This is a genomic window from Pseudomonas californiensis (assembly GCF_021147775.1).
Classification (GTDB): domain Bacteria; phylum Pseudomonadota; class Gammaproteobacteria; order Pseudomonadales; family Pseudomonadaceae; genus Aquipseudomonas; species Aquipseudomonas californiensis.
In genome coordinates this window covers 209,731-232,735 of record NZ_JAGTPK010000003.1, presented here as the reverse complement: position 1 = coordinate 232,735, position 23,005 = coordinate 209,731, and the positions used below count along the sequence as shown (strand labels likewise).

Sequence of the window (23,005 nt, the reverse complement as noted above, 5' to 3'; positions counted from 1 at the left end):
GCTTGTAAATAGCAGGGAGAGCGGGCTGACCTGTCCATCACGACCGGTCGGTCCCGCGTTACTGCCTGTTATCAGGCGCTGGAGCTGGAGGCTGTGTGCCGTCAGAGCTCCAGCACCAGTCGCCGTTCGAAACCTATGCGTCCGCGATAGGCTTCACCGGTGTCGACCCAACCCTGGCCTACATAGAGCTTGATTGCGGCCTGGTTGTCAGCGTCCACCGACAGCATCAATTGTGTAATGTCCGGCCATTTCAGGCTCAGTGCAGCTGGCAATGCCTGCAGACACGCCTTGCCAAGCCCTTTGCCTTGTTCACGATGATCGATCTGCAGTGCATTCAGCGTTGCCGTGGCGTCCTGCTGTGCCCAGTGCGCCAGACAGTCGCCGCGCTTGAGCAGAAAAAAGCCTACGGGCCTCTCGTCACCGAGCAAAACAAACCCGCGAATGTTCGGGTTGGGATTGACCTGCAACGCATTAAGCGCTGTGTGGATGTCGCCGGAATACTGGATTTGTTCGGGCATGACTTCAAGCTGTTCCAGCGCTTGGCGCTGGCTTGGGGTGAGGTCTTCGTAGCCCACCAATCGAGTCTGCATCTGCAACCTGCTGGCTGGTTATTATTGGGCTGCGCAGAATACAGGATTGCAACGTGTGCAATCATCCCGAAAAGCGCAGCGCTGTAAGCACCCAGGCGTCTCCGACCCGCACCACACAAGTGCTTGAGCCCCTTCGAAATTTTTATCCCAACCAACGGTTGTAAACTCGCGCGAGACCGGTACAATGGCGCGGCTCGCCACTGGCGAGCGTCGTTATGGTGACCCCCATCGGTCCCCCCGCAACGATTACCCGTTAACCTGGTCAGATCCGGAAGGAAGCAGCCACAGCGGGAACATTGTGTGCCGGGGTGTGGCTGGTGGGGGCACCACCTTAACGAATCCAGTCGGTCCTCGACGCAGCAGCATCCTCAAAATCCCTGGTTTTATCTTCTCTGATGTTTCGTAGCACAGCGCTTCATCCGGCTGCGGGCTCTGAATATCTGCGGCGGTCATATCCCCCGGCTGACAAACAATTCATCCACTTGTTCGCCCTGATCAAAAATTTGTCTGAACGCTCGGCGTCATAGGTCACCTAACACCTTACGCGTCGCTTGAAACCGTTTTACGGCAAGGGGCATATCAGGTTGCTGCGGGTGTCAAAGGCTTTTCGGTCAGGCGTCTCGCAGCATTGGAGCCGGAGGCCGGATGGAACAGGACATCATCAGATTTTTCACCGAATCACAATTTCTCGGTATATCGCTCGCCAACTGGGCTCTCGCCATCTTCGCTTCGGTGATGAGTTTTATTCTGGTGCGGGGTGCGATTGCGTTCGTGTTGAGAAAAATGCGCGCGCGCTCAACGCTGCCGAACTCGCCCATGAGTTACATCGTGGTGCAGGTGCTGTCGGGGACCAGCAATACGTTGTTGCTGCTGGCTTCGATTCTGGTCGGCATCGGCATGCTCGATTTGCCAGAGCGCTGGCTTGGACGGGTCAGTAGCCTCTGGTTCGTGGTGGCAGCCTTGCAGGTCGGCTTGTGGGCGAACCGGGCTATCGCTTTGGCATTGCGTCGCTACTTTGCCGGTCACAACACGGTAGGGACTTATCAGGGCAGTGCACTGGGAACGTTGAGCCTGTGGGGCGCCAAAGTATTGCTGTGGGCCACGGTTCTGCTGGCGATGCTGTCGAATGTCGGGGTAAATATCACAGCGTTCGTGGCCAGTCTGGGCGTGGGTGGTATCGCCGTCGCGTTGGCAGTGCAGAACATTCTGGGCGATGTGTTTGCGTCCTTGTCGATTGCAGTGGACAAACCGTTTGAAGTCGGCGACTTCATTGTGATCGGGACGCTTGCCGGTACGGTCGAGCACGTGGGTCTGAAAACCACGCGGATACGCAGCCTTGGTGGTGAGCAGATCGTGATGGCCAACGCCGACATGATCGGCAGCACCATCCAGAATTACAAACGGATGCAGGAACGTCGCATTGTGTTCGAGTTCAAGCTGACCTACGACTGTACTGCCGATCAGGTTCGGGAAGTGCCCAGGAAGGTCGAGGAGATCATCCGCAGACATAAAAATGCAAGGTTTGACCGTTCGCATTTCAGGAACTTTGGCGACACGTCGCTGGAGTTCGAGACGGTCTTTATCGTTCTCGACGCCAGCTACAACGTCTATATGGATGTGCAGCAGTCAATCAACCTCGGCATCATGGAGGCGTTCTCTGATCTGGATGTGCGTTTCGCACTGCCCGCGCGGACAGTGTACGTGGCGTCCGTGCCGCCTCAGGTCGGAGCGCAGTCAGGCGTTCGGGAAACGGCCGAAGCCGTTTCCTGACGCCGCTGGATCAGGCCTTGCTGAACTGCAAGGCGTTGGTCAGGTCACCCATGGGCTGTTGCCCGCGAGCGAGCATTGCATCGTCGCGACGCTTCAGCCCATCAAGCTTTTCAAGGCCATGGACGCGAGTGATCAGGCGCAGGATCGACGCTGTATCGTATACCGTATGGTCTACGGTGCCTTTGCGGGCAAAGGGCGAGATGACCAGTGCCGGCACGCGGGTGCCGGGGCCGAAGCGGTCGCCCTTCGGTGGTGCGACGTGGTCCCACCAGCCGCCGTTTTCGTCTACGGTGATGACGATCACCATGTTTTCCCACTGCGGACTATTGCGCAGCACCTTGACCACGCGGTCGATGTGTCGATCGCCCGATGCGACGTCGGCGTAACCCGCGTGCATGTTCAGATTGCCCTGCGGTTTATAGAACGTCACGGCAGGCAGCTTGCCAGCCTCGGCATCGACCAGAAAACGGTTGGTGCTCGATTCGTCGCCCAGACCACCGTCCCGCAAACGTCGAGTGCGTTCGGCGGGGTTTTCCGGACCTTGCTGTTTGAAGTAGTTGAACGGCTGATGATGGTATTGGAAGTTCGGGATTTTCGGGATACCGACCGAATCCTTGAATTCGTCGAGCGTGACCTGCCACGCCCCGGCATACCAAGCCCAGTCGACATCCTTTTTCGACAGCTTGTCACCGATGTGTTCGTGGCTTTGCGGCACCAGAACGTTGGCCAGGTCTGGCTTGGAGTAGTCCGGGTTCTGCGGATCGCGCAGCCAGGTTGGCCAGTACGGCGGTGCCAGGGTGTTGACCGCGTAACCGTCTGGTGTGATCGCACTGGGGCCGAATTGCGGCGGCCCGGTCATGGCGCTGGCGGGCGATTTGTCCAGCGGTTGCAGGCGCGGGTCCAGCGGATCACTGCTCTGCAGAGTCGCAATCTGCGATTTGGCGGCAGAGTTGGCGGCGTCGGGGTAGATCGGCGCAGTGGCAGAAATCAGATACTGATGGTTGAGGAACGAGCCACCAAACGCCCCCTGAAAGAAGTTGTCACACAGCACGAATTCCTTGGCGACGTCCCACAGGCGCAACGAATACTGGGTCTGAGCATAGTTGCCCATGGTCAGCCCGCCTGAATCAGCCCACGCCACGAACCGGTCGTTCTTGCCCTCGTTGATCTGCATCTGATTCTGGTAGAAAACGTGCCACAGATCGCGAGTCACCAGGCTCAGGGGCAGATCTTCGCCAGTCGGGCCTTTGAGCGGGAAGGGCGCATTGGGCAGGTTTTCCTGAAATTGGGCGCCTGCCGGATAGGTTACGCCATCCACCGTTTGCGGCCCGACCTGCAACACGCCGCCCCAGGCAGGCGGCAGCGTGGTCAGCGGTGTCCCGTCGCGGTCGGCCTGTTGGTAATCGGCGGGCTTGAGTGCGGACAGCGGCTTTTCAACGCCCGGAAAATTCCCGAAAAGGTTGTTGAAGCTGCGGTTCTCGGCATAGATCACTACCACTGTCTTGACGTGGTCGCGTAACGCCTTGTCCAGTGCCGGGCCGGTGAGGTGATGTTTTTCAGTGGCAACAGTCGGTTTTTCATTGGCGGTGACATAGCCGCTCAGCGTCATGCCTGCGCCCAACGCCGCCATGCCACCGAGGAAGCGACGGCGGCTGGGGTTGGAATTCGAGTCGTCGTCGGGAGTGTCGCTCATGGCTGATACCTGTCTGAAATAATCTGTTACTAAAAAGATTTCAGGCGAGCGTAACGGGGGAATGTGACGGTATTGCTACAGCTTGACCGGCAGCTCAGGGGGTGCGTGGTGTGGTGTAGTGCTCGATGATTTTCTGGATTTCGCCGGTCATGCGCATCCGTAACAAGGTGCGGAGAATTTTTGCAATCGGCAGATCGGGATTGTTGCGCACCATGCACGCGGCGGGCTGATCGCCCACCAGCGCGATGGGTTTAAGCCGTTTGTCGGGGGCCAATCTGCTATTGGTCCAGTCGAGAATCAACTCGGTGGTAATGGCGTAGTTGTAACGCCCGGCCACCAGCTTGGCCAATGCCTGCTCCAGTGTGCGTGCGTCTTCTCTGACCAGTTGGTGATTATCGAACAGAGCTTGCAGGGCGGGGTAGTTGTAGCCGAGCACCGTCCCTACGGTTTCGCTGTCGAACTGGTTGGGGTAAGCCCCGGCAGCCGTTTCAGCGGAGGCCACCAGCCAGTCGCGCTGATAGAGAATCGGCAGGCTCCACATGTAATCTCCTGACAGGTTCGGGTACCAGGCTTGCGCGCTGTAACAATGCAGGTCCACCTCGTTGTGTTCCAGCGCAGACTGCACACGCAGGCGCGGCATGACGTGGTACACGGGATCACGGCCCACCTGACGTGCCAGGCTTTGCATGATGTCGAACATGATCCCGGCCGTGGGCTGGTGGTTTTCGAAACGTATCATCGGCATCGACCAGCTTTCGGTTACGGCAAAGCGCAGCGGCGGCTGTGCGGCGCTGCTGAAAAGAGGGATTGCCATCAACAGCACTGATACGACCCCACGCAGCAGGCAGGGCGCTCTGATGACACTCATAAGGCGTACCATTCCATTCATTTGCATAGCTTAGCCACAATAGAGAAGGACACCAGATGCAATTTTGCCCCTGCTCGGCTAGCATTGGCGGTCTTCCGCTTACCAGTCGCGACGGTTTTCAATGAGTTATCAGGTTCTTGCACGTAAATGGCGTCCGCGCTCGTTCCGCGAAATGGTCGGCCAGACACATGTGTTGAAGGCCCTGATCAACGCGCTGGACAGTCAGCGCCTGCATCACGCCTATCTGTTCACCGGCACCCGCGGCGTCGGCAAGACCACCATTGCGCGGATCATCGCCAAGTGCCTCAATTGCGAAACCGGTATCACCTCAACCCCGTGCGGCACCTGCTCGGTGTGCCGGGAGATCGACGAAGGCCGTTTCGTTGACTTGATCGAGATCGACGCCGCCAGCCGCACCAAGGTTGAAGACACCCGTGAGTTGCTGGACAACGTGCAATATGCGCCGAGTCGTGGGCGCTTCAAGGTCTACCTGATCGACGAAGTGCACATGCTTTCCAGCCACTCGTTCAATGCGTTGCTCAAGACGCTTGAAGAGCCGCCGCCCTACGTCAAGTTCATCCTCGCTACCACCGATCCGCAAAAGCTGCCTGCCACGATCCTGTCGCGTTGCCTGCAGTTCTCGCTGAAGAACATGACGCCCGAGCGTGTGGTCGAGCACCTGACTCATGTTCTGGGTGTCGAAAACGTGCCGTTCGAAGACGACGCATTGTGGCTGCTGGGTCGCGCTGCCGATGGTTCGATGCGAGATGCAATGAGCCTCACCGACCAGGCGATTGCGTTTGGCGAAGGTAAAGTCATGGCGGCCGATGTGCGTGCCATGCTCGGTACGCTGGACCATGGTCAGGTTTTCGATGTACTGACCGCGCTTATCGAGGGTGACGCGCGCGGCGTGCTGGAGGCCGTGCGTCATCTGGCCGAGCAGGGGCCTGACTGGAATGGCGTGCTTTCGGAAATCCTCAACGTGTTGCACCGGGTGGCGATTGCCCAGGCATTACCTGAAGGTGTCGACAATGGGCATGGCGACCGTGATCGTGTACTGGCCTTGGCGCAGGCGCTGCCCGCCGAAGACGTACAATTCTATTATCAGATGGGGCTGATCGGTCGGCGTGATCTGCCGCTGGCGCCGGACCCGCGTGGCGGTTTCGAAATGGTCCTGCTGCGCATGCTCGCGTTCCGCCCGGCGGACAGCGACGATGCGCCCACGCAAACGCTAAAGCCAGTGGGGATCAGCCAGGCCACGGTTGATTCCCAGAAAGCGGTGGCCGATGCGACACCTGTTGCATCGGCGGCTCCGATGGCGTCCGTTGCGCCTGTGATGGCCGCGCCAGATCCGGCCTTTGAAGCTTCGCCGCCTGCTCCTGCGCCTGCGACCGCTGTTCGGGCTCCGGCTGCGCCGGTAACAGCAACACCGGTCAAGCCTGAGTCTCAGTCGCAAGCTGAGCCTGCTGAAGAGATCGACCTGCCTTGGAACGAGCCGAAGGCGCCTGCCGCCGTCGCGACATCTGAGCAGGCAGTCGAATCCGCAGCGCAACCCTCTGTAGAACTGGTCGCCGAGCCGATTCTGGAGACCGCTTCCGAGCAGCCCGAACTCACCCCTATGCCGACGCCAGCACCTGCCAGCCCGGTGCCGGATGCGCCTGAGGTCGAGGTGGTGGAGGAGGTCCCGCAGGTTGCCGAGCAGCAGGTTACGCCTGCCATGCTGGAAGCGATCCCGGACGCTGCCTATCATGCCGCTCCCATGGACCGTGACGACGAGCCGCCGCTGGACGACGATTATGTTGAGCCGGACATTGATATTGATCCGGCGTCCTACAGTTACCTTGATGAGCTGGCGCATGAAAGTGTCAGTGAGGCCGAAGCGCCCGAGCCTGAGCCCGCACCTGCTGCCATGCCGGCCACGGGGCTGGCGCTGGAGTGGCTGAATATGTTCCCGCATTTGCCGATCTCGGGCATGACCGGCAGCATTGCCGCCAACTGCACACTGATGGTGATGGAGGGCGACAACTGGCTGCTGCATCTGGACCCAGCCCACAGCGCGCTGTTCAATACGACCCAGCAGCGGCGCTTGAACGATGCATTGAACCAGTTCAAGGGTCGTACGATCCATTTGACTATCGAGCTGATCAAGCCCGAGCAGGAAACCCCTGCCCAGGCTGCTTCGCGTTTGCGTGCCGAGCGCCAGCGTCAGGCCGAGGCCTCGATTCAGGCTGATCCGTTCATTCAACAGATGTTGCAACAGTTTGGCGCCGTAATCCGTGAGGACACTATCAAGCCGGTGGACGCTCCTGTAGCAGGCACTCAATAACCGATAGCGCAGCGTCTGAAGGCGTTGCGCACACGCACCATCCATATTCGAGGAGATATCCCATGATGAAAGGTGGCATGGCTGGCCTGATGAAGCAGGCTCAGCAAATGCAGGAAAAAATGGCCAAGATGCAGGAAGAACTGGCCAACGCAGAAGTCACCGGTCAATCGGGCGCAGGCCTGGTGAGCGTGGTGATGACCGGTCGTCACGACGTCAAGCGCATCAATCTGGATGACAGCCTGATGCAGGAAGACAAGGAAGTACTGGAAGACCTGATCGCTGCCGCCGTCAACGACGCCGTGCGCAAGATCGAGCAGGCCAGCCAGGAAAAGACCGCTTCCATGACCGCGGGCATGCAACTGACGCCAGGCATGAAGCTGCCGTTCTGACGGTTATAGCGCGGTAATCAATGCCAGGCCAATGTGCCTGGCATTTTTTTGGGTGGGAGTAAGCAAGCAGGCCTTGCCGGCTCGGAGATGGCTTAAGCGTGAGCGCCCTTATGTTCAGGCACGAGGCGTATTTCCACGCGTTGTCCGAGCGCCCTGGCTGCGCTGGCAAGCGTCGCCAGCGTCATTCCCGCGTCATTCTGGTCCAGCGCGCGATCGACCGCAGTACGGCTGGTATGCATTCGCTCGGCCAAGGCTTTTTTGGTGACTTTCTGACGTTTCATGGTTTCGGCAATCTGCCACGAGATGACCCGCTTGAGCGCAGCAGCAGAAACCTCTTCCACAAGACCTTGCTCTGCCAGGAAGTCATCGAAATCAGAGCCGATGTGCTGGGTCATTACGTTTTCCTCTTCACCGTCGCTTTGCGCTTTCTGGCAATCTCCAGATCAATCGCAGGGGTTTTTGGGCTCTTCTTGATCAGCCCGTGAAGTAGCACCATGGTGCTGCCTGCAAGGGTGAAGAAAACCCGGGATATGCCGTCAGCGAAATCGGTTCTCACCTCCCAGAGGTCGGTTTCCATTTTGCGTACAACAGGCATCCCTATCGGCCATCCGAATTGAACTGTCTTGATATCAACTCCAATGGCTTTTCGGCATTCTCGGGGCAATTCAATCAGCCATTCGCGCACAGGCTCGTTACCCACGTCCGTTTTATAAAAACTGACACTCAGCGTGGGTGGGAGTCTACTCATATAGAGTGCACCAAAAAAGGTGCTTTAATCAACGGGCAGTAGAACGGCTTCATATTCGCTTCGAGTTTTGAAGAAGGATTCGACGCAAACTCTAGCGGGGAAATGCCGCGGGGCATTCTCGATTTTGTCGCAAGCAATGTTTGGCAGGGCTCAGCCTGGTTTACGCTCTTGATAAACGCAATCAAGCTGAAACGTCCAGGACGATATAAATTTATCAATCTGATGCCCCGCTCGAACCACCCATCAGGGCGATTCGAGCGCGCAGTAGAGGTTATTCGAAGCCGACGATGGCTTTGATTTCCAGATACTCCTCGAAGCCGTGCACACCGTATTCGCGGCCATTGCCGGAGCGTTTGTAGCCGCCGAACGGGGCCATGGGGTTCCAGGCCGGGTAGTTCAAGTGAACCTGGCCGGCGCGGATACGTGATGCGACAGAGCGGGCCAGCTCCAGGTCCTGGCCTTGCACGTGAGCGCCCAGGCCGTAGACAGTATCGTTGGCAATGGTGACGGCTTCATCGACAGTGTCGTAAGCGATGATGCACAGCACCGGGCCGAAGATTTCTTCCTGGGCGATGCGCATTGAAGAAGCGACCTCAGAAAACACGGTCGGGCGGGTATAAAAACCCTTTTCAAGCCCCCCTGCGCGTCCGGGCCCACCGCAGACCAGTTTTGCGCCTTCTTCCAGACCGGCTGAGATCAGGGTCTGGACGCGATGAAACTGCGCCTGGTTGGCGATGGGCCCAAGTACCGTATCTTCGGCTTGCGGGTTGCCAACCACGATTGCATTCGCGGTCGCGGCGGCGAGCGCTTCAACTTCAGCGAGACGGTTTCTCGGCACGATCATGCGGGTCGGTGCGCTGCATGATTGCCCAACGTTACGGAATGCCACCATGACGCCCATGGGCACAGCTTTGGCGAAATCGGCATCTGGCAGAAACACATTGGGTGATTTGCCTCCCAGTTCCAGTGTCACGCGTTTCACGGTGGGTGCAGCGGCCTGGGAAACCAGCGCGCCGGCACGGTTCGAACCGGTGATGGAGATCATGTCGATGTCCGGGTGCGCGGCCATGGCGCCGCCGACCTCTGCACCGCTGCCATTCACCAGATTGAACACGCCTGCGGGCAGGCCGGCGTCATGCACCAGTTGCGCAAAAAGCAGTGCGCAGAGGGGCGACAGCTCGCTGGGTTTGAGCACTACGGTGCAGCCTGCGGCGATGGCCGGTGCGACCTTGGCGGTGATTTGATACAGCGGCCAGTTCCACGGGGTAATAAGGCCGCAAACACCGATTGGTTCGCGGCGGATGGCAGTGCCGCCTTCGACGTTCTGAAAGTTGTAGGTGGACAAGAGGTCGCGTGCGACCCGCACATGTTCGGCGGCCAGTGGCACTTGCATCGCCCTGGCCGACGCCATGGATGCGCCCATTTCCAGGGACAGTGCCTGAGCCAGCTCCTCCTTACGCTCGATGATCAGCTCGTGCAGTTTGCCGAGCACCTGGGCGCGGGTTTCAAGCGCCGAGGTTGACCAGCTCGCAAAAGCTGCGCGTGCTGCTGCGACGGCGCGATCCACGTCTTCGGCCGTGCCGCTTGCAACGTGGGCCACTACCTCTTCGGTGGACGGGTCGACCACCGGCAGGCTGGCAGGCTTGAGCGGAGCACACCATCGACCGTCGATATAGAATTTCTGCGCGGTATCCGGATCAACGCGGTGGCTGTTCAAGGAGGGTGTGGTCATCAACGGGTTCCCCGAAGTGTGAATGGGTCGGCTGGCACAAGACGCTGTTACTCGTCAGATGAACACGCCGTTTCATATCAATACGCTAACAAAGCAGCCTGAATAAAAAGCGCCGATCTTCAGCGCCGCAAAGAATAATCTGCTGTATGGGACCGGCTGACGCTATTTGGGCGAATTGGGCGAAGAGTCGACAATCTTTGCGTGGGCGGCTGGAGCGATCAGCCAATGGTCTGTGTGATCAAGGTCAACTGCTTGATCACCAGGTCAGTCGGCGGCAGGTGCCCGACACGGTACACGGCACCCATGACGCCGCCACCGATAATCCATGTATAGCTCTGTCGTGAGTCGATAACTGCGCTCGACGTGCTCATCATGCGCGGCGGGCCAGGGCTTCGATTTCGATCAGATAGCCATGGTGCAGGGCGGGCACTGGAACGACCGCGCGGGCAGGACGATGGGTCCCCAGGTAGCGTGCGTAGATCCGGTCGAAGGCAGGCCAGTGCTCAACGCCTGCGATATAAACCGTCACTTTCAGCACATCATCGGGCTCACTCCCTGCGGCCTTGAGAATCGCCACCAGGTTGTCCAGGGCAATGGTGGCCTGCACCTCGAACGGCTCGTCCATGCTGTGGCTGCCGTCGGCACGCACTGGCAGTTGTCCCGAAACGTGCAGCACACCCTGGTGCAGAACGGCCTGTGAGTAATGACCGCCGGGCTGGGCGGCCTCTTTAGTTTGGATCAGCTCGATATCACCAGCCATGCAGACGACTCCAGAGTGTGACGTCACCCTGTGCACCACAGGCGTGATATTCGGGGAACTGCGCACCGGTGGCGCAGGCGTGGTTGGGCAGGATCCGCAGGCGGCTGCCGATGGGGAAACGGGTGGTGAGATTGTGGCCGTCGTCAGTACCCAACGTGATGATGCCGTGCTCCTGGTTGGCGCCGGTGATCCGCGCGCCGTCGATCCATTCACCGGTTTCGGTGCAGACCTGGCCATAGCCGAAATCCTGTCGTTGGCGTTGCGTGCCACGGTCGCGGCTCATGGCCATCCAGCCCGCATCAACGATGATCCAGCCCTTGTCCTGCTGATGGCCGATAACAGTGGTCAGCACACTCAACGCCAGTTCATCGGCCCGGCAGACGCCAATGTTGTGCATCACCAGGTCGAAAAATACGTACACGCCGGCCCTGACCTCTGTCACGCCGTCGAGGTTTTGCGCCGACAGTGCGGTGGGGGTCGAGCCGATGCTGACCTCCGGGCAGGGCAGCCCGACTGCGCGGATACGTTGCGCGGCGCTGACACACAGGGCGCGTTCCTGCTCGGCGAGTGCTTGAAGCGCTTCAGGCGTGTCGAGGTCGTAGCTTGAGCCTGCATGGGTCATCACGCCGTGCAACTGCATGCCGCCCTCGACCAGAATGCGTGCGACTTCAATCAACGCGTGGTCTTCGACGGTGAGCCCGGAGCGGTGCCCGTCGCAGTCAATCTCGATCCACACCTCGAAATGCTCGTCATGTTGCTGACCAAAGGCGACGATGGTCTGCGCGGCCGCGACGCTGTCAGTCAGTACGCTCAAGCTGCAACCGCTGCGCCGCAAGGCGAGTGCCTGCATCAACTTGCCCGGTGCAATGGCCACGGCGTAAAACACATCAGTGATGCCTTCGGCGAAACAATGTTCAGCCTCTTTCAATGTGGAGACGGTCACGCCGCCGGCGCCGGCCTCAAGCTGGGCCTGAATGACTGGCAGTGATTTGCTGGTTTTGACATGCGGGCGCAAACGCACGCCCAGACTGTCCATGCGTTGCTGCATGCGCTGGATGTTGCGCTGCATGCGTGACACATCGACAAGGGCGACGGGCGTATTGAGAGAGGACAGGGAAGCAGACATGGGCGAGGCTCGCAGGGCAGGGGACGGCTTCACTCTACTGGCCAGTAGTGAACCTGTGGTTCAATGAGTCTTCATCAATCATTAAGAAGAAATGAATGATTGCCATCGAAGACCTGCGGCTGGCGGTGACCCTGTCGCGATGCGAATCCTTGAGCGCGGCTGCCAGGGTGCTGAATGTTTCACCGCCCGCCTTGTCGATGCGCTTGCGCAAGCTGGAGACGCAACTGGGCATCACGCTCGCCAACCGTGACGCCCGACGTTTGAGCTTGACGGCCGACGGCGAGCGCTTTGCCCGGGAAAGCGCGCACCTGCTGGAGCAACTTGATGCGCTTCCCGAATCGTTTCGACAGCGTGATGAGCGACTGGTCGGCACCTTGAGGCTGGCCGCGCCCTTTGGTTATGGCAGGCAGCGTATTGCGCCGTTGCTGGCGCGCTTTGCCCGGCTGCATCCCCAATTGCGCCTGCACCTCGATTTGCGCGAAACCCCGTGGCCCGATCGTCACGACAGCGACGCGGTGATCCACATCGGCAACCTCAATGACAGCCTCTGGATCGCCAGGCCGCTGGCCCATAACAATCGTTGGCTGTGCGCCAGCCCGGCCTACCTGGAGCAGCACGGTGTGCCGCTGCAACCGGACGAACTGGCGCAGCATCGCTGCATCTGTATTCGCGAAAACGATGAAGACGTGACCCTCTGGCACATGAGCAAAGGGCAAGCGAAGAAGGCGTTGCGCATTGAGCCTGCGATGCTCAGCAACGACGGGTCAGTGGCCCGTCGTTGGGCTGAGCAGGGGCTGGGGATCGTGCTGCGCTCGGAGTGGGACGTCGGTGACGCCATTGCCAGCGGCAGTCTGGTGCGGGTGCTCGCTGACTGGCAGCTGGCCAGTGCACAGATCAATCTGCTGGTGCCGCTGCGCAAGCACCGAAGCGCGCGTTTGCAGGCATTGACGGAGTTCCTGGAGAGCGCTTTGAAAGCGTAAAGCAGGCCTCGACGACCGGCTATTGGTCGCAGGGGCGAAACCCTCAATTGACGCTCACGGCAACGCGCGGGTATAAACCGCGTCTTGTGTTTTTGTCGGACTTTTCTTCATGAGTTTCAGCCCCCTGATTCGCCAGTTGATCGATGCTTTTCGCGTATTGCCAGGCGTCGGTCAGAAAACCGCTCAGCGTATGGCGCTGCAACTGCTGGAGCGCGACCGCAGTGGCGGCTCGCGCCTTGCGCTGGCCCTGAGCCAGGCCATGGAGGGGGTCGGCCATTGCCGCTTGTGTCGCACGCTGACCGAAGAAGAGCTGTGCCCGCAGTGCGCCGATCCGCGCCGCGACGACACGCTGCTGTGTGTGGTCGAGGGCCCGACGGACGTGTATGCGGTCGAGCAGACTGGCTATCGTGGCCGATACTTCGTGCTCAAAGGGCATTTGTCACCCCTTGATGGGCTGGGTCCGGAAGCCATTGGCATTCCCCAGTTGATGGAGCGCATCAGCCAGCAAGGCACTTTCACTGAAGTCATTCTGGCCACCAATCCGACGGTAGAGGGCGAGGCCACAGCGCATTACATCGCCCAACTGCTCAACGACAAAGGTCTCGTCGCCTCACGCATCGCCCATGGCGTGCCGCTGGGCGGCGAGCTGGACCTGGTGGATGGTGGCACACTGGCGCATTCGTTTGCCGGGCGCAAACCGATTGCGTTGTAGCCAGCGATAACGGTCGATGTGTCGCCCGTGATGGGCAACACACGTGTCAGTTGCTCTGGCGACCCGGTGTGATGTCCCGTTCGACTGGCGGCGCATCCGGGTCCTGCCCGACGGGGAACTTGCCTTTCAGGTGCCAGGCGAACGCGATGATTTCGGCGATCGTGCGGTACAGCGGCTCCGGGATGCTGTCGCCCAGTTCCAGGCGAGCCAGCAGTTTGACCAGTTCGGCGTTCTCGTAGATAGGCACTTCGTATTCTTGCGCGATGGCCAGAATGGCTTCTGCCAACTGGTCGTCACCCTTGGCGCTCAGGGTGGGGGCCTGTTGGCCGTCGTAGGTGAGCGCAATGGCCTGGCGTGGGACGTGATCGGGTTGGGTCATCAGGCGTTCTCGTCAATCCAGCGTTGTTCAAGGGCGGTACGCGGGCCTTGGGGCGGTGTGCCATGGCTGCAGGTCAGTTCGCCGACTGCCAGACCACAGACAACCAGCCGATCCCGCAAGTGGCCGAGTTCCTGATCGATCATCGCAGCACTGGCCGGGCGTTCTGCCCACAACTGACTGGACAACGTACCGCGCAGCAATTGGGCATGTACTTGCAAAGGCCCCAAGGGTTCCATGTCAAACGCCAGGTCGATCTTCCAGAGCTTTTCCCGGGTTTCCTTGACCTCGATATCGCCGTTGTCTTCTGTGTCGTCCTGCTCCGGCTTGTCTTCACGCTGTACTTTGACCTGCAACGGCACGATATCGTGGGCGTTGCGCATCGGCACCTCCAACTGCCAGGTGGTGACCTGGGTGCCATCGGCGTTGGTGCGAGTCTGTTCCAACCCGCCCAATTGATGACTTTGCACGCGGGAAACCGCTGCAGCGGCGAGCTTCAACAGGATTTCCAGATCATCCTCTTTTTCGCCGCCACCGACCGTGCGTGAAGGCAGCGGAAAACTGGTCGGTTGGGTGCGAGCAGCAACCAGCCCGAGCGTTCCCAGCGCATTGCGAATCGCGTTGGGCATCGCGCGTATGAGCGTGTTGGATGCGGCCGCCGAGCTGTAGGACGTGTTGTCCGGCAAGCCAGGCAGGATCTGCGCAATCAGACGCATCAGATTGGCTTTCATGTCTGGCATTTGCGCAGGGTTCAGACCAGCCAACAGCTTGGACTCCATAAACACGCCGCTGGCGCTTAACGCCTGGGCAACGGTTTTGGGTGTGGTCATCTCCTCGATATCGGGAATGTTGCTCAATAACTGATTGATGCTGGCCTGCAAGGGCGCGCTGATCGCCGGGCTGTTGCCTGGCAGGTTCTGCAGCGCGGTGAACAGGTTTTCGAGCGAGCCCTGGCGGCTTTGCTGAGTGGTCAGTTGCTGCGTTACGGCCAATTGATCGAAGCGGCTGGGCAGCGCCACGAAATTGAGCGCCTGAGTGCTCTTGACCTGTGCACTGAGCAAGCTGTTTACCGGCAATGGTTGCGGGCTTTCGATCGTCAGGCTCGACCCTGCCAGGGCAGTATTGAGGAGCATCACGATTGAGCGGTAGATGACCGGCGCAGCTGCTGCACCCGCACCCGCACCCGCACCCGCACCTGCACCTGCACCTGCACCTGCACCTGCACCTCCGTTCGCACCTGCGTTGACCCCAGCACCCGGCCCTGCGCTGGCATTTGCGGCGGTACCCGGCGAAGCACTAGGGATAGCGGCAGCCAGCTGACTGATGTTCTGGGCGACGATCTGACTGGTCATGACCTTGGCTTGCAGCAGCGTTCCGACCGGCAGTTGTCGGGTGTCCAGGCTGGTCAGCGAGTTTTTCAGCGCGCTGTTGAGCTGTTGCAGGGTCAGCGTCAACTCGTCGGCCGACGATTGCGACACTTGCAGCAGGCTGCCAGGTGTGAAGGGCACAGCGCTGCTGACCGGTACATTGGCCTGGGTGCCGTTGCTGAGAATCAGTTTGAGCAACAGCTGAAAGTTCTGATTGACCTGCTTGAGAGTCAGCACCTCGGCTTCGGCAGTCTGTCCTTCGGGGATCAGGTTATTGGCCGAGTTCAGCAAGGTCAGGACCTGCGCCTGAGAAATGCCCGCGCGTATCAGCGCCGTCGTCGGGACGGTCGCGGGAACGCTGGTGATATCGCCTGTCATTGAATTCGACCTGAGGAAATTGCCCCTTGGATGGCAGGACGGGCATGTATAATACCGGCCGACCAGAGCCTCGCCGCTATTAAGTTCTTTTCATGTAACGGCCGCTCCAATCCTGACTTGAACAGCCATTTTCTCAGTTTGTGTCTTTTTCGACGCATTTCAAGACATTGCGATACTGGAAGCGCTCGATGAATCCTCCCATTCCATCTTTGCAGGCAACCGCGCTGGCGTGCGAGCGGGATGGGCGAATGCTGTTCGAGCATCTCGACCTGCACGTTCGCGCTGGCGACATGCTGCACGTCGGCGGGCCCAACGGTAGCGGCAAGACCAGCCTGCTGCGGCTGCTGTGCGGTTTGATGCAGGCAACCGCGGGCGAAGTGTTGCTCGGCGCGCTGGCGCTGGGTCGCCAGCGTGCGGGGCTCGCGGGCGAGCTGCTGTGGATCGGTCATGCGGCCGGGTTGAAGGACGTGCTGACCCCTGTCGAGAACCTGGCGTGGCTGTGTGCACTGCATCAATCTGCAGGCACCGCCCAGATCTGGCAGGCACTCGATACGGTCGGTCTGGCAGGTTTCGAGGACGTACCTTGCCACACGCTGTCTGCCGGACAGCTGCGCCGCGTTGCACTTGCGCGCCTGTACCTGCCGGGGCCATTGCTGTGGCTGCTGGACGAACCGTTTACCGCGCTCGACAGTCAGGGCGTTACCCAACTTGAGCAGCGACTGGCCGAGCACTGTGAGCGTGGCGGTGCTGTGGTCCTGACGTCCCATCATCAGTTGGTCCACAAACCTTCAGGTTATCGAACTCTTGAGCTGGGGCAGCATTCAGCGTGATCAAGGTCATCGCCCTGTTGTTGCGCCGTGAAGCCCGGCTTCTCGTACGTCGTCCCGCCGAGCTGATTAACCCGCTGGTGTTTTTCGCCGTGGTGGTTGCCTTGTTTCCGCTGGCGGTGGGCCCGGACACGCAATTGTTGCAAAGCTTGTCGCCGGGACTGCTCTGGGTGGCGGCACTATTATCGGTTCTGCTCTCGCTGGACGGGCTGTTTCGTAGTGATTTTGAGGATGGCTCGCTTGAGCAGTGGGTCCTTTCGCCGCACCCTCTGGCGCTTCTGGTACTGACCAAAGTACTGGCACACTGGATGTTTTCCGGGCTGGCGCTGGTCGTGCTGGCGCCGTTCCTTGCATTGATGCTGGGACTGCCAGCGCACTGTGTCCCGGTGCTGATACTGTCGCTGCTGCTGGGTACGCCGGTGCTGAGCCTGTTGGGTGCAGTCGGAGCCGCGCTGACGGTCGGTTTGAAGCGGGGCGGTCTGCTGCTGGCGCTATTGATTCTGCCGCTGTATATCCCTGTGCTGATTTTGGGCAGCGGTGCGTTGCAGGCCGCTTTGCAAGGCATGCCGTCGACCGGTTATCTGTTATGGCTGAGTAGCCTCACGGCACTGGCGGTTACCCTGACACCCTTTGCAATCGCGGCTGGCCTGAAAATCAGTGTCGGCGAATAATCGTGGTTCCGACCCGTTCATCCGGCGCTCGGTCAGCCCTGGATGCAGTGATGGATATGTACCGATGAACAGGCAGCGATGAAAGGTAACGTGATGAAAAGCGGCATTGGCTGGGCCTGGCTGCACCGGCTCGGCTCCCCCAAAGTCTTCTATGGCATCAGTACGCGTCTGCTGCCCTGGCTGAGCGTTGCCGCCGCGTTGCTGATCGGGTCTGGTGCGGTGTGGGGGCTGGCGTTTGCGCCGCCGGACTACCAGCAAGGCAACAGCTTTCGCATCATCTACATTCATGTGCCTGCGGCATTGCTGGCGCAGTTCTGCTACGTGATGCTCGCACTGTGCGGTGTGGTCGGGCTGGTCTGGAGGATCAAGCTGGCTGACGTCGCGCTGCAGTGCGCCGCCCCCATCGGGGCATGGATGACAGCGCTGGCGTTATTGACTGGCGCGATCTGGGGCAAACCGACATGGGGCGCCTGGTGGGTCTGGGATGCCCGCCTGACTTCCATGTTGATTCTGCTGTTTCTGTACCTGGGCCTGATCGCGCTCGGCAGCGCCATCAGCAACCGTGACAGCGCAGCCAAGGCCTGCGCAGTGTTGGCCATTGTCGGTGTGGTGAATATCCCGATCATCAAGTATTCGGTCGAATGGTGGAACACCCTGCATCAGGGCGCCACGTTCAGCCTGATGGAAAAACCGGCCATGCCTGCCGAGATGTGGCTGCCTTTGCTGCTGACTACGTTGGGCTTCTATTGCTTTTTCGGTGCAGTATTGCTGATGCGCATGCGCCTTGAAGTGCTTCGGCGCGAGTCCAGAAACAGTTGGGCAAAGGCCGAACTGCTGCGCAGCCTTGGCCATGCCACGGTTCCCTCGGAGCGCACGCCGTGAGTTTCGACACATGGGCTGATTTTCTGGCGATGGGGCGGCACGGCCTCTATGTGTGGTCGGCGTATGGCATCTGTCTGTTCGTCCTGGTTCTCAATGTGGTGCTGCCCGTTCTTGCGCGTCGGCGTTTCCTGCAGCAAGAGGCGCGTCGTCTGCGTCGGGAGCACCGTCCGTGAATCCACTGCGTAAAAAACGTCTGTTGCTCATCGTGGCGGTTCTCGCCGGTGTTGGCCTGGCTGTGACACTGGCCCTCAGCGCGTTGAAGGAAAACATCAATCTGTTCTACACCCCAAGTCAGATCGCCAATGGCGAGGCACCCCTCAATACACGCATCCGTGCCGGTGGCATGGTGGAAAAGGGCTCGTTGCAGCGTTCTGCCGATTCACTGGACGTGCGTTTCGTGGTGACCGATTTCAACCGGTCTGTGACGATTACCTACCGCGGCATTCTGCCGGACCTGTTCCGTGAAGGGCAGGGCATCGTGGCGTTGGGCAAACTCAACGCCCAGGGCGTGGTGGTGGCTGACGAAGTCCTGGCCAAACATGACGAGAAATACATGCCACCTGAAGTGACCAAGGCGCTGCGCGAAAGCGGTCAGGCCGCGCCTGCGGCGTCTTCCCTACCTGCGAAACAGGGCTGATCGATGATTCCCGAGCTCGGCCATCTGGCCATGATTCTGGCGCTGGGCTTTGCCCTGGTGCAGGCCGTTGTGCCACTCATCGGCGCCTGGCGCGGTGATCGCCTGTGGATGAGCCTGGCTCGTCCTGCCGCCTGGGGCCAGTTCAGCTTTCTGATATTTGCCTTCGGTTGCCTGACTTATGCGTTCATGGTCGATGATTTTTCTGTCGCCTATGTCGCGCAAAACTCCAATACCGCGTTGCCCTGGTATTACAAGTTCAGCGCCGTCTGGGGGGCGCACGAGGGTTCGTTGTTGCTCTGGGCGTTGATTCTGGGCGGCTGGACTTTCGCCGTGTCGGTGTTTTCCCGGCAGTTGCCGCAGGTGATGCTGGCAAGGGTGCTTGCGGTGATGGGCATGATCAGCCTCGGCTTTCTGTCGTTTCTGATCTTTACTTCCAATCCGTTCACCCGCCTGCTGCCGCAAATGCCTGCCAACGGCCGCGACCTCAATCCGCTGTTGCAGGACATAGGCCTGATCGTGCACCCGCCGATGTTGTACATGGGCTACGTCGGTTTCTCCGTGGCTTTCGCCTTTGCCATCGCCGCATTGTTGGGCGGGCGTCTGGATGCGGCGTGGGCGCGCTGGTCGCGCCCCTGGACGCTGGTAGCCTGGGCGTTTCTCGGCATTGGTATCACGCTGGGTTCCTGGTGGGCGTATTACGAACTGGGTTGGGGCGGCTGGTGGTTCTGGGACCCGGTCGAAAATGCCTCGTTCATGCCCTGGCTGGTAGGCACCGCGCTGATTCATTCGCTGGCCGTTACCGAAAAACGCGGTGTGTTCAAGAGCTGGACAGTGTTGCTGGCGATTGCCGCGTTCTCTCTGAGCTTGCTGGGTACGTTCCTGGTTCGCTCGGGCGTACTGACATCCGTGCATGCGTTTGCCTCTGATCCCGAACGCGGGGTGTTCATCCTGATGTTTCTGTTGATCGTGGTGGGCGGTTCGCTGACGCTGTTTGCGATCCGTGCACCGGTGGTCAAAAGCCATGTCGGATTTGGCCTGTGGTCACGGGAAACGCTGCTGTTGGGCAATAACCTGGTGCTGGTGGTTGCCGCGTCGATGATTCTGCTCGGCACGCTGTATCCACTGGTGATCGATGCCACGAGTGGCGCCAAGATGTCGGTGGGCCCGCCGTATTTCAATACGCTGTTCGTGCCGCTGATGGCCTTGCTCATGATGGTGATGGCGGTTGGCGTGCTGGTGCGCTGGAAGGACACTCCGTTGAAATGGCTGCTGGGCATGCTGGCCCCTGTGCTGGTTGGCAGTGCGGTACTGGCGGTAATAGCCGCCATGGTCATGGACGATTTTCAGTGGGCGGTGCTGGCGACGTTCATGCTGGCGGCCTGGGTGCTGTTGGCCGGAGTTCGTGACCTGCGAGACAAGACTCGCCACAAGGGTCTGCTTGCCGGCGCGCGTGGTTTGCCGCGCAGCTATTGGGGCATGCAACTGGCCCATCTCGGCATCGCGGTGTGCGCGCTGGGCGTGGTGTTGTCGAGCCAGAACAGCGCCGAACGTGACCTGCGCATGGCGCCTGGCGAGTCCACCGAACTGGGCGGTTATGTGTTTGTGTTCGAGGGTGCCCGGCACCGTGAAGGCCCGAACTTCACCTCGGATCGCGGCACCCTTCGTGTGTTGCGCAACGGCGAACAGCTCACTGAGCTGCACCCGGAAAAACGTTTTTATACCGTGCAGCAGTCGATGATGACCGAGGCCGGCATTGATGCGGGCTTCAGTCGCGATTTGTACGTCGCGTTGGGTGAGCCGTTGGGTGATGGTGCCTGGGCGGTGCGGGTCCATGTCAAACCGTTCGTGCGCTGGATCTGGCTCGGGGGGCTGCTGACCGGTCTGGGGGGCGTGCTTGCGGCTCTGGACCGACGTTATCGGCTGAAAGTCAGCAGCAAGGTGCGCGACACGCTGGGCCTGTCGGGGGCAACCGTATGAAGCGCTGGGTCATGGTATTGCCGCTGGTGCTCTTTCTGGGCGTGGCGGCATTGCTTTACCGGGGCCTGTACCTGGACCCCGCAGAGCTGCCTTCGGCGCTGATCGGCAAACCCTTCCCGGAATTTTCATTGCCTGCAGTGCAGGGTGAGCGAGTCCTCAGTCGCGCCGATCTGCTTGGCAAGCCTGCACTGGTCAACGTCTGGGGCACCTGGTGTGTGGCCTGTCGTGTGGAGCACCCGGTGCTGAACCGTCTGGCGCAGCAGGGCGTGTTGATCTATGGGATCAATTACAAGGACGTGAACGCCGATGCACTCAAATGGTTGAAGGAATTTCACGACCCTTATCAACTGAATATTCGTGATGCAGAGGGTTCGCTGGGCCTCAATCTGGGTGTGTACGGCGCGCCGGAAACCTTTCTGATAGACCGTCAGGGCATCATCCGTCACAAGTACGTCGGCGTCATCGACGATACGGTCTGGCGAGAACAGCTCGCCGCGCTGTATCAGGGGCTGGTTGACGAGGCGAGGCCATGAACCGCAGGACCCATGCAGCGTTGCTGATTCTGAGCCTTTGGTTGGCCTTCACCGGCATCGCCCGCGCCGCCATCGATGCGTACACGTTTCGTGACGATGCGGAGCGAGCCCGCTACAGCGAGCTGACCAAAGAGCTGCGCTGCCCCAAATGCCAGAATCAGGACATCGCCGACTCCAATGCGCCGATTGCGGCTGACCTGCGCAAGGAAATCTACCGCAGGCTGGGCGAAGGGCAGAGCAATCAGCAGATCATTGATTTCATGGTCGACCGCTATGGCGATTTTGTTCTGTACAAGCCGACGTTCAGCGTCCGTAACGGGCTGTTATGGTTTGGCCCTGCCGCTCTGTTGCTGGGCGGCGTTGTGGTAATTGGCGTGATTGTGACGCGGCGTCGCAGCGGGCGTTCCGGGCAGGGCTCGGCCTTGAGCGACGATGAGCAACAGCGCCTCGCCGATCTGCTGGATGAGAGCCGAAAATGATCGATTTCTGGATGGCTACCGGGTTGTTGCTGTTGGTTGCTCTGAGTTTTCTGCTCATCCCCGTACTGCGCGGTCAGCAGGCGCAGCGTGAAGAGGACCGCACCGCCCTGAACGTGGCGCTGTATCAGGAGCGCCTTGCCGAATTGCAGGGCCAGCAGGAGGAGGGCGTACTCTCTGCAGTGCAACTGCAGAGCGGACGCGCCGAGGCGGCACGGGAACTGCTGGCCGACACCGAAGGTGCTGATCAGGTTCGCGCAGCGCGACTCGGCAAGCCGGCACTGGTGCTGGCCGCCGTACTGGTGCCGGTGTTGGGCATGGCGGTGTACTTGCATCTTGGAGCCAGCGACCGTGTGGAACTGAGCCGTGAATTCGCACAGCCACCGGCCTCGCTCGCCGACATGACCCAGCGCCTGGAGCGCAGTGTGCAGGCCCAACCGGACTCGACCGAGAACCTGTACTTTCTGGCACGCAGCTACATGGCGCAGAACCGTCCGGCTGACGCAGCGGCGATGTTCGAGCGTGCAGTTGCCCTGGCGGGTCGGCAACCGGAACTGCTCGGGCAGTGGGCGCAGGCGGTGTACTTTGCCAGTGGCAAGCACTTCACCGCTCAGGTACAAACCTTGACGGATGAAGCGCTCAAGGCCGATCCCATAGAAGTCACCAGCCTCGGTCTGCTCGGCATTGCCGCGTTCGAGACGAAACGCTATCAGGCTGCGGTCGATTACTGGACCCGGCTATTGGCTGCCTTGCCTGCGCAGGATGCCTCGCGTTCGGCACTGGAAGGCGGCATCGCCCACGCCCGTGAGCAACTGGCCGCGAGCGGTGGGCCTGCTCCCGTCAAACCGGCGCTGCGTGTGAGGGTCGATCTTGACCCCGGGCTGCGTGGCCGGGTCCGTCCTCAGGACAGCGTTTTCATCTTCGCTCGCGCCGTTGATGGGCCAGCCGCGCCGCTGGCGGTCAAGCGCATCACCGTCGCCGAGTTGCCCGCCGACATCGAACTGAGCGATTCCGACGCAATGATGCCGCAACTGAAACTGTCGAAGTTTGCGCAAGTCCAACTGGTGGCGCGGGTGTCTCGCGCAGGGCAGCCGACCACCGGAGAATGGGTGGGCCGCAGCCAGCCGCTGGCCAGCGATACCGGGGCGCAGCAGGCATTGACCATTGACAGTCCAGATAACTAGAGA

Annotated in this window: 24 protein-coding genes, 1 other RNA gene and 2 pseudogenes; 15 read left to right on the top strand and 12 right to left on the bottom strand. The window is 60.3% G+C overall.

The genetic code is table 11. The features are described from left to right. Positions 1-101: 101 nt before the first annotated feature. Positions 102-590, bottom strand: coding sequence for a GNAT family N-acetyltransferase (locus KDX37_RS04735; RefSeq protein ID WP_231651521.1), 489 nt, complete (start codon positions 588-590; stop codon positions 102-104). 226 nt (positions 591-816) lie between these two features. Between KDX37_RS04735 and ffs the strand changes: the two genes are divergently transcribed. Next, an RNA gene (gene ffs, locus KDX37_RS04730) (signal recognition particle sRNA small type) lies at positions 817-913 on the top strand. A 322-nt stretch (positions 914-1,235) separates the two neighbouring features. Then, the gene (locus tag KDX37_RS04725; RefSeq protein WP_231651520.1) at positions 1,236-2,360 is read left to right on the top strand and encodes a mechanosensitive ion channel family protein; all 1,125 of its coding nucleotides are present in this window, start codon (positions 1,236-1,238) and stop codon (positions 2,358-2,360) included. Between the two features lie 10 nt (positions 2,361-2,370). On the opposite strand, the gene acpA is transcribed toward KDX37_RS04725, so the two are convergent. Further along, the gene (gene acpA / locus KDX37_RS04720; RefSeq protein ID WP_231651519.1) at positions 2,371-4,053 is read right to left on the bottom strand and encodes an acid phosphatase; all 1,683 of its coding nucleotides are present in this window, start codon (positions 4,051-4,053) and stop codon (positions 2,371-2,373) included. Positions 4,054-4,147: 94 nt separating this feature from the next. Further along, positions 4,148-4,867: a substrate-binding periplasmic protein gene (locus KDX37_RS04715; RefSeq protein ID WP_406641513.1), complete on the bottom strand. Its 720-nt coding sequence runs from the start codon at positions 4,865-4,867 to the stop codon at positions 4,148-4,150. A gap of 175 nt (positions 4,868-5,042) precedes the next feature. Here KDX37_RS04715 and dnaX point away from each other — a divergent pair, with 175 nt between their 5' ends. After that, on the top strand, positions 5,043-7,247 hold the full coding sequence (dnaX, locus tag KDX37_RS04710) for a DNA polymerase III subunit gamma/tau (protein WP_231651517.1): 2,205 nt from the start codon (positions 5,043-5,045) through the stop codon (positions 7,245-7,247). 62 nt (positions 7,248-7,309) lie between these two features. Then, the gene (locus KDX37_RS04705) at positions 7,310-7,636 is read left to right on the top strand and encodes a YbaB/EbfC family nucleoid-associated protein (RefSeq protein WP_231651516.1); all 327 of its coding nucleotides are present in this window, start codon (positions 7,310-7,312) and stop codon (positions 7,634-7,636) included. A gap of 92 nt (positions 7,637-7,728) precedes the next feature. Here the strand turns inward: KDX37_RS04705 and KDX37_RS04700 are convergent, their stop codons facing one another. The 6 genes from KDX37_RS04700 to KDX37_RS04675 all read right to left on the bottom strand — a co-directional run bounded on the left by KDX37_RS04700 (position 7,729) and on the right by KDX37_RS04675 (position 12,002). After that, on the bottom strand, positions 7,729-8,031 hold the full coding sequence (locus KDX37_RS04700; RefSeq protein WP_231651515.1) for an XRE family transcriptional regulator: 303 nt from the start codon (positions 8,029-8,031) through the stop codon (positions 7,729-7,731). Continuing rightward, a complete protein-coding gene (locus KDX37_RS04695) occupies positions 8,031-8,384 on the bottom strand; it encodes a type II toxin-antitoxin system RelE/ParE family toxin (RefSeq protein ID WP_231651514.1) in 354 nt (117 codons plus the stop codon). The genes KDX37_RS04700 and KDX37_RS04695 overlap by 1 nt, the downstream gene beginning before the upstream one ends. A gap of 271 nt (positions 8,385-8,655) precedes the next feature. After that, positions 8,656-10,116: an aldehyde dehydrogenase family protein gene (locus tag KDX37_RS04690; protein WP_231651513.1), complete on the bottom strand. Its 1,461-nt coding sequence runs from the start codon at positions 10,114-10,116 to the stop codon at positions 8,656-8,658. 218 nt (positions 10,117-10,334) lie between these two features. Next, positions 10,335-10,490, bottom strand: coding sequence for a hypothetical protein (locus KDX37_RS04685; protein WP_231651512.1), 156 nt, complete (start codon positions 10,488-10,490; stop codon positions 10,335-10,337). After that, positions 10,487-10,876 carry a RidA family protein gene (locus KDX37_RS04680; RefSeq protein ID WP_231651511.1) on the bottom strand — a complete coding sequence of 130 codons (390 nt, stop codon included), beginning with the start codon at positions 10,874-10,876 and terminating at the stop codon, positions 10,487-10,489. Before KDX37_RS04680 ends, KDX37_RS04685 begins: the two co-directional genes overlap by 4 nt. Further along, positions 10,866-12,002 carry a DSD1 family PLP-dependent enzyme gene (locus tag KDX37_RS04675; protein ID WP_231651510.1) on the bottom strand — a complete coding sequence of 379 codons (1,137 nt, stop codon included), beginning with the start codon at positions 12,000-12,002 and terminating at the stop codon, positions 10,866-10,868. The genes KDX37_RS04680 and KDX37_RS04675 overlap by 11 nt, the downstream gene beginning before the upstream one ends. 95 nt (positions 12,003-12,097) lie before the next feature. On the opposite strand from KDX37_RS04675, the gene KDX37_RS04670 reads away from it, so the two are divergent. Together KDX37_RS04670 and recR are read left to right on the top strand one after the other, a co-directional pair. Beyond that, the gene (locus tag KDX37_RS04670) at positions 12,098-12,982 is read left to right on the top strand and encodes a LysR family transcriptional regulator (RefSeq protein ID WP_231651509.1); all 885 of its coding nucleotides are present in this window, start codon (positions 12,098-12,100) and stop codon (positions 12,980-12,982) included. 109 nt (positions 12,983-13,091) lie between these two features. After that, on the top strand, positions 13,092-13,694 hold the full coding sequence (gene recR / locus KDX37_RS04665) for a recombination mediator RecR (RefSeq protein WP_231651508.1): 603 nt from the start codon (positions 13,092-13,094) through the stop codon (positions 13,692-13,694). A 46-nt stretch (positions 13,695-13,740) separates the two neighbouring features. On the opposite strand, the gene KDX37_RS04660 is transcribed toward recR, so the two are convergent. The 3 genes and pseudogenes from KDX37_RS04660 to KDX37_RS29675 form a co-directional block, all read right to left on the bottom strand. Next, positions 13,741-14,073: an EscU/YscU/HrcU family type III secretion system export apparatus switch protein gene (locus tag KDX37_RS04660; protein ID WP_231651507.1), complete on the bottom strand. Its 333-nt coding sequence runs from the start codon at positions 14,071-14,073 to the stop codon at positions 13,741-13,743. Next, positions 14,073-15,251 (bottom strand): annotated as a pseudogene (gene fliK / locus KDX37_RS04655) (flagellar hook-length control protein FliK); the annotation flags it as partial. The pseudogene fliK and the gene KDX37_RS04660, both read right to left, overlap by 1 nt. Before the next feature lie 132 nt (positions 15,252-15,383). Beyond that, positions 15,384-15,815: pseudogene (locus KDX37_RS29675) on the bottom strand (flagellar hook-length control protein FliK); the annotation flags it as partial. A gap of 188 nt (positions 15,816-16,003) precedes the next feature. Here KDX37_RS29675 and ccmA point away from each other — a divergent pair. From ccmA to ccmI, 9 genes are all read left to right on the top strand, one after another. Then, complete coding sequence (gene ccmA, locus KDX37_RS04650) at positions 16,004-16,645, top strand: cytochrome c biogenesis heme-transporting ATPase CcmA (protein WP_231651505.1); 642 nt, start codon at positions 16,004-16,006, stop codon at positions 16,643-16,645. Beyond that, entirely contained in the window at positions 16,645-17,313 is a 669-nt protein-coding gene (gene ccmB, locus KDX37_RS04645) for a heme exporter protein CcmB (protein WP_406641510.1), read from the top strand. The genes ccmA and ccmB overlap by 1 nt, the downstream gene beginning before the upstream one ends. Positions 17,314-17,391: 78 nt before the next feature. Beyond that, positions 17,392-18,195 carry a heme ABC transporter permease gene (locus tag KDX37_RS04640; RefSeq protein ID WP_231651503.1) on the top strand — a complete coding sequence of 268 codons (804 nt, stop codon included), beginning with the start codon at positions 17,392-17,394 and terminating at the stop codon, positions 18,193-18,195. Between the two features lie 29 nt (positions 18,196-18,224). Next, positions 18,225-18,368: a heme exporter protein CcmD gene (ccmD, locus tag KDX37_RS04635; RefSeq protein ID WP_264759145.1), complete on the top strand. Its 144-nt coding sequence runs from the start codon at positions 18,225-18,227 to the stop codon at positions 18,366-18,368. After that, the gene (gene ccmE, locus KDX37_RS04630) at positions 18,365-18,832 is read left to right on the top strand and encodes a cytochrome c maturation protein CcmE (protein WP_231651501.1); all 468 of its coding nucleotides are present in this window, start codon (positions 18,365-18,367) and stop codon (positions 18,830-18,832) included. The genes ccmD and ccmE overlap by 4 nt, the downstream gene beginning before the upstream one ends. A 3-nt stretch (positions 18,833-18,835) precedes the next feature. Beyond that, entirely contained in the window at positions 18,836-20,809 is a 1,974-nt protein-coding gene (locus KDX37_RS04625) for a heme lyase CcmF/NrfE family subunit (RefSeq protein ID WP_231651500.1), read from the top strand. Then, positions 20,806-21,342 (top strand): DsbE family thiol:disulfide interchange protein, encoded by a 537-nt coding sequence (locus KDX37_RS04620; protein ID WP_231651499.1) that lies wholly within the window; start codon positions 20,806-20,808, stop codon positions 21,340-21,342. Before KDX37_RS04625 ends, KDX37_RS04620 begins: the two co-directional genes overlap by 4 nt. After that, entirely contained in the window at positions 21,339-21,821 is a 483-nt protein-coding gene (locus KDX37_RS04615) for a cytochrome c-type biogenesis protein (protein WP_231651498.1), read from the top strand. Before KDX37_RS04620 ends, KDX37_RS04615 begins: the two co-directional genes overlap by 4 nt. Then, positions 21,818-23,002 (top strand): c-type cytochrome biogenesis protein CcmI, encoded by a 1,185-nt coding sequence (gene ccmI / locus KDX37_RS04610; protein WP_231651497.1) that lies wholly within the window; start codon positions 21,818-21,820, stop codon positions 23,000-23,002. The genes KDX37_RS04615 and ccmI overlap by 4 nt, the downstream gene beginning before the upstream one ends. Positions 23,003-23,005 lie beyond the last annotated feature (3 nt).

Bases quoted from the DNA above. Each gene is read 5' to 3' on its own strand.
- KDX37_RS04660 (WP_231651507.1), bottom strand. From the start codon at position 14,073: ATGACCCAACCCGATCACGTCCCACGCCAGGCCATTGCGCTCACCTAC.
- ccmD (WP_264759145.1), top strand. From the start codon at position 18,225: ATGGGGCGGCACGGCCTCTATGTGTGGTCGGCGTATGGCATCTGTCTG.
- KDX37_RS04680 (WP_231651511.1), bottom strand. From the start codon at position 10,876: ATGGCTGGTGATATCGAGCTGATCCAAACTAAAGAGGCCGCCCAGCCC.
- recR (WP_231651508.1), top strand. From the start codon at position 13,092: ATGAGTTTCAGCCCCCTGATTCGCCAGTTGATCGATGCTTTTCGCGTA.
- KDX37_RS04715 (WP_406641513.1), bottom strand. From the start codon at position 4,867: ATGGCAATCCCTCTTTTCAGCAGCGCCGCACAGCCGCCGCTGCGCTTT.
- KDX37_RS04620 (WP_231651499.1), top strand. From the start codon at position 20,806: ATGAAGCGCTGGGTCATGGTATTGCCGCTGGTGCTCTTTCTGGGCGTG.
- KDX37_RS04685 (WP_231651512.1), bottom strand. From the start codon at position 10,490: ATGATGAGCACGTCGAGCGCAGTTATCGACTCACGACAGAGCTATACA.
- dnaX (WP_231651517.1), top strand. From the start codon at position 5,043: ATGAGTTATCAGGTTCTTGCACGTAAATGGCGTCCGCGCTCGTTCCGC.
- KDX37_RS04625 (WP_231651500.1), top strand. From the start codon at position 18,836: ATGATTCCCGAGCTCGGCCATCTGGCCATGATTCTGGCGCTGGGCTTT.
- ccmA (WP_231651505.1), top strand. From the start codon at position 16,004: ATGAATCCTCCCATTCCATCTTTGCAGGCAACCGCGCTGGCGTGCGAG.
- KDX37_RS04700 (WP_231651515.1), bottom strand. From the start codon at position 8,031: ATGACCCAGCACATCGGCTCTGATTTCGATGACTTCCTGGCAGAGCAA.
- KDX37_RS04670 (WP_231651509.1), top strand. From the start codon at position 12,098: ATGATTGCCATCGAAGACCTGCGGCTGGCGGTGACCCTGTCGCGATGC.
- KDX37_RS04640 (WP_231651503.1), top strand. From the start codon at position 17,392: ATGAAAGGTAACGTGATGAAAAGCGGCATTGGCTGGGCCTGGCTGCAC.
- KDX37_RS04615 (WP_231651498.1), top strand. From the start codon at position 21,339: ATGAACCGCAGGACCCATGCAGCGTTGCTGATTCTGAGCCTTTGGTTG.
- ccmI (WP_231651497.1), top strand. From the start codon at position 21,818: ATGATCGATTTCTGGATGGCTACCGGGTTGTTGCTGTTGGTTGCTCTG.
- acpA (WP_231651519.1), bottom strand. From the start codon at position 4,053: ATGAGCGACACTCCCGACGACGACTCGAATTCCAACCCCAGCCGCCGT.
- KDX37_RS04705 (WP_231651516.1), top strand. From the start codon at position 7,310: ATGATGAAAGGTGGCATGGCTGGCCTGATGAAGCAGGCTCAGCAAATG.
- KDX37_RS04690 (WP_231651513.1), bottom strand. From the start codon at position 10,116: ATGACCACACCCTCCTTGAACAGCCACCGCGTTGATCCGGATACCGCG.
- KDX37_RS04735 (WP_231651521.1), bottom strand. From the start codon at position 590: ATGCAGACTCGATTGGTGGGCTACGAAGACCTCACCCCAAGCCAGCGC.
- KDX37_RS04675 (WP_231651510.1), bottom strand. From the start codon at position 12,002: ATGTCTGCTTCCCTGTCCTCTCTCAATACGCCCGTCGCCCTTGTCGAT.
- KDX37_RS04725 (WP_231651520.1), top strand. From the start codon at position 1,236: ATGGAACAGGACATCATCAGATTTTTCACCGAATCACAATTTCTCGGT.
- KDX37_RS04695 (WP_231651514.1), bottom strand. From the start codon at position 8,384: ATGAGTAGACTCCCACCCACGCTGAGTGTCAGTTTTTATAAAACGGAC.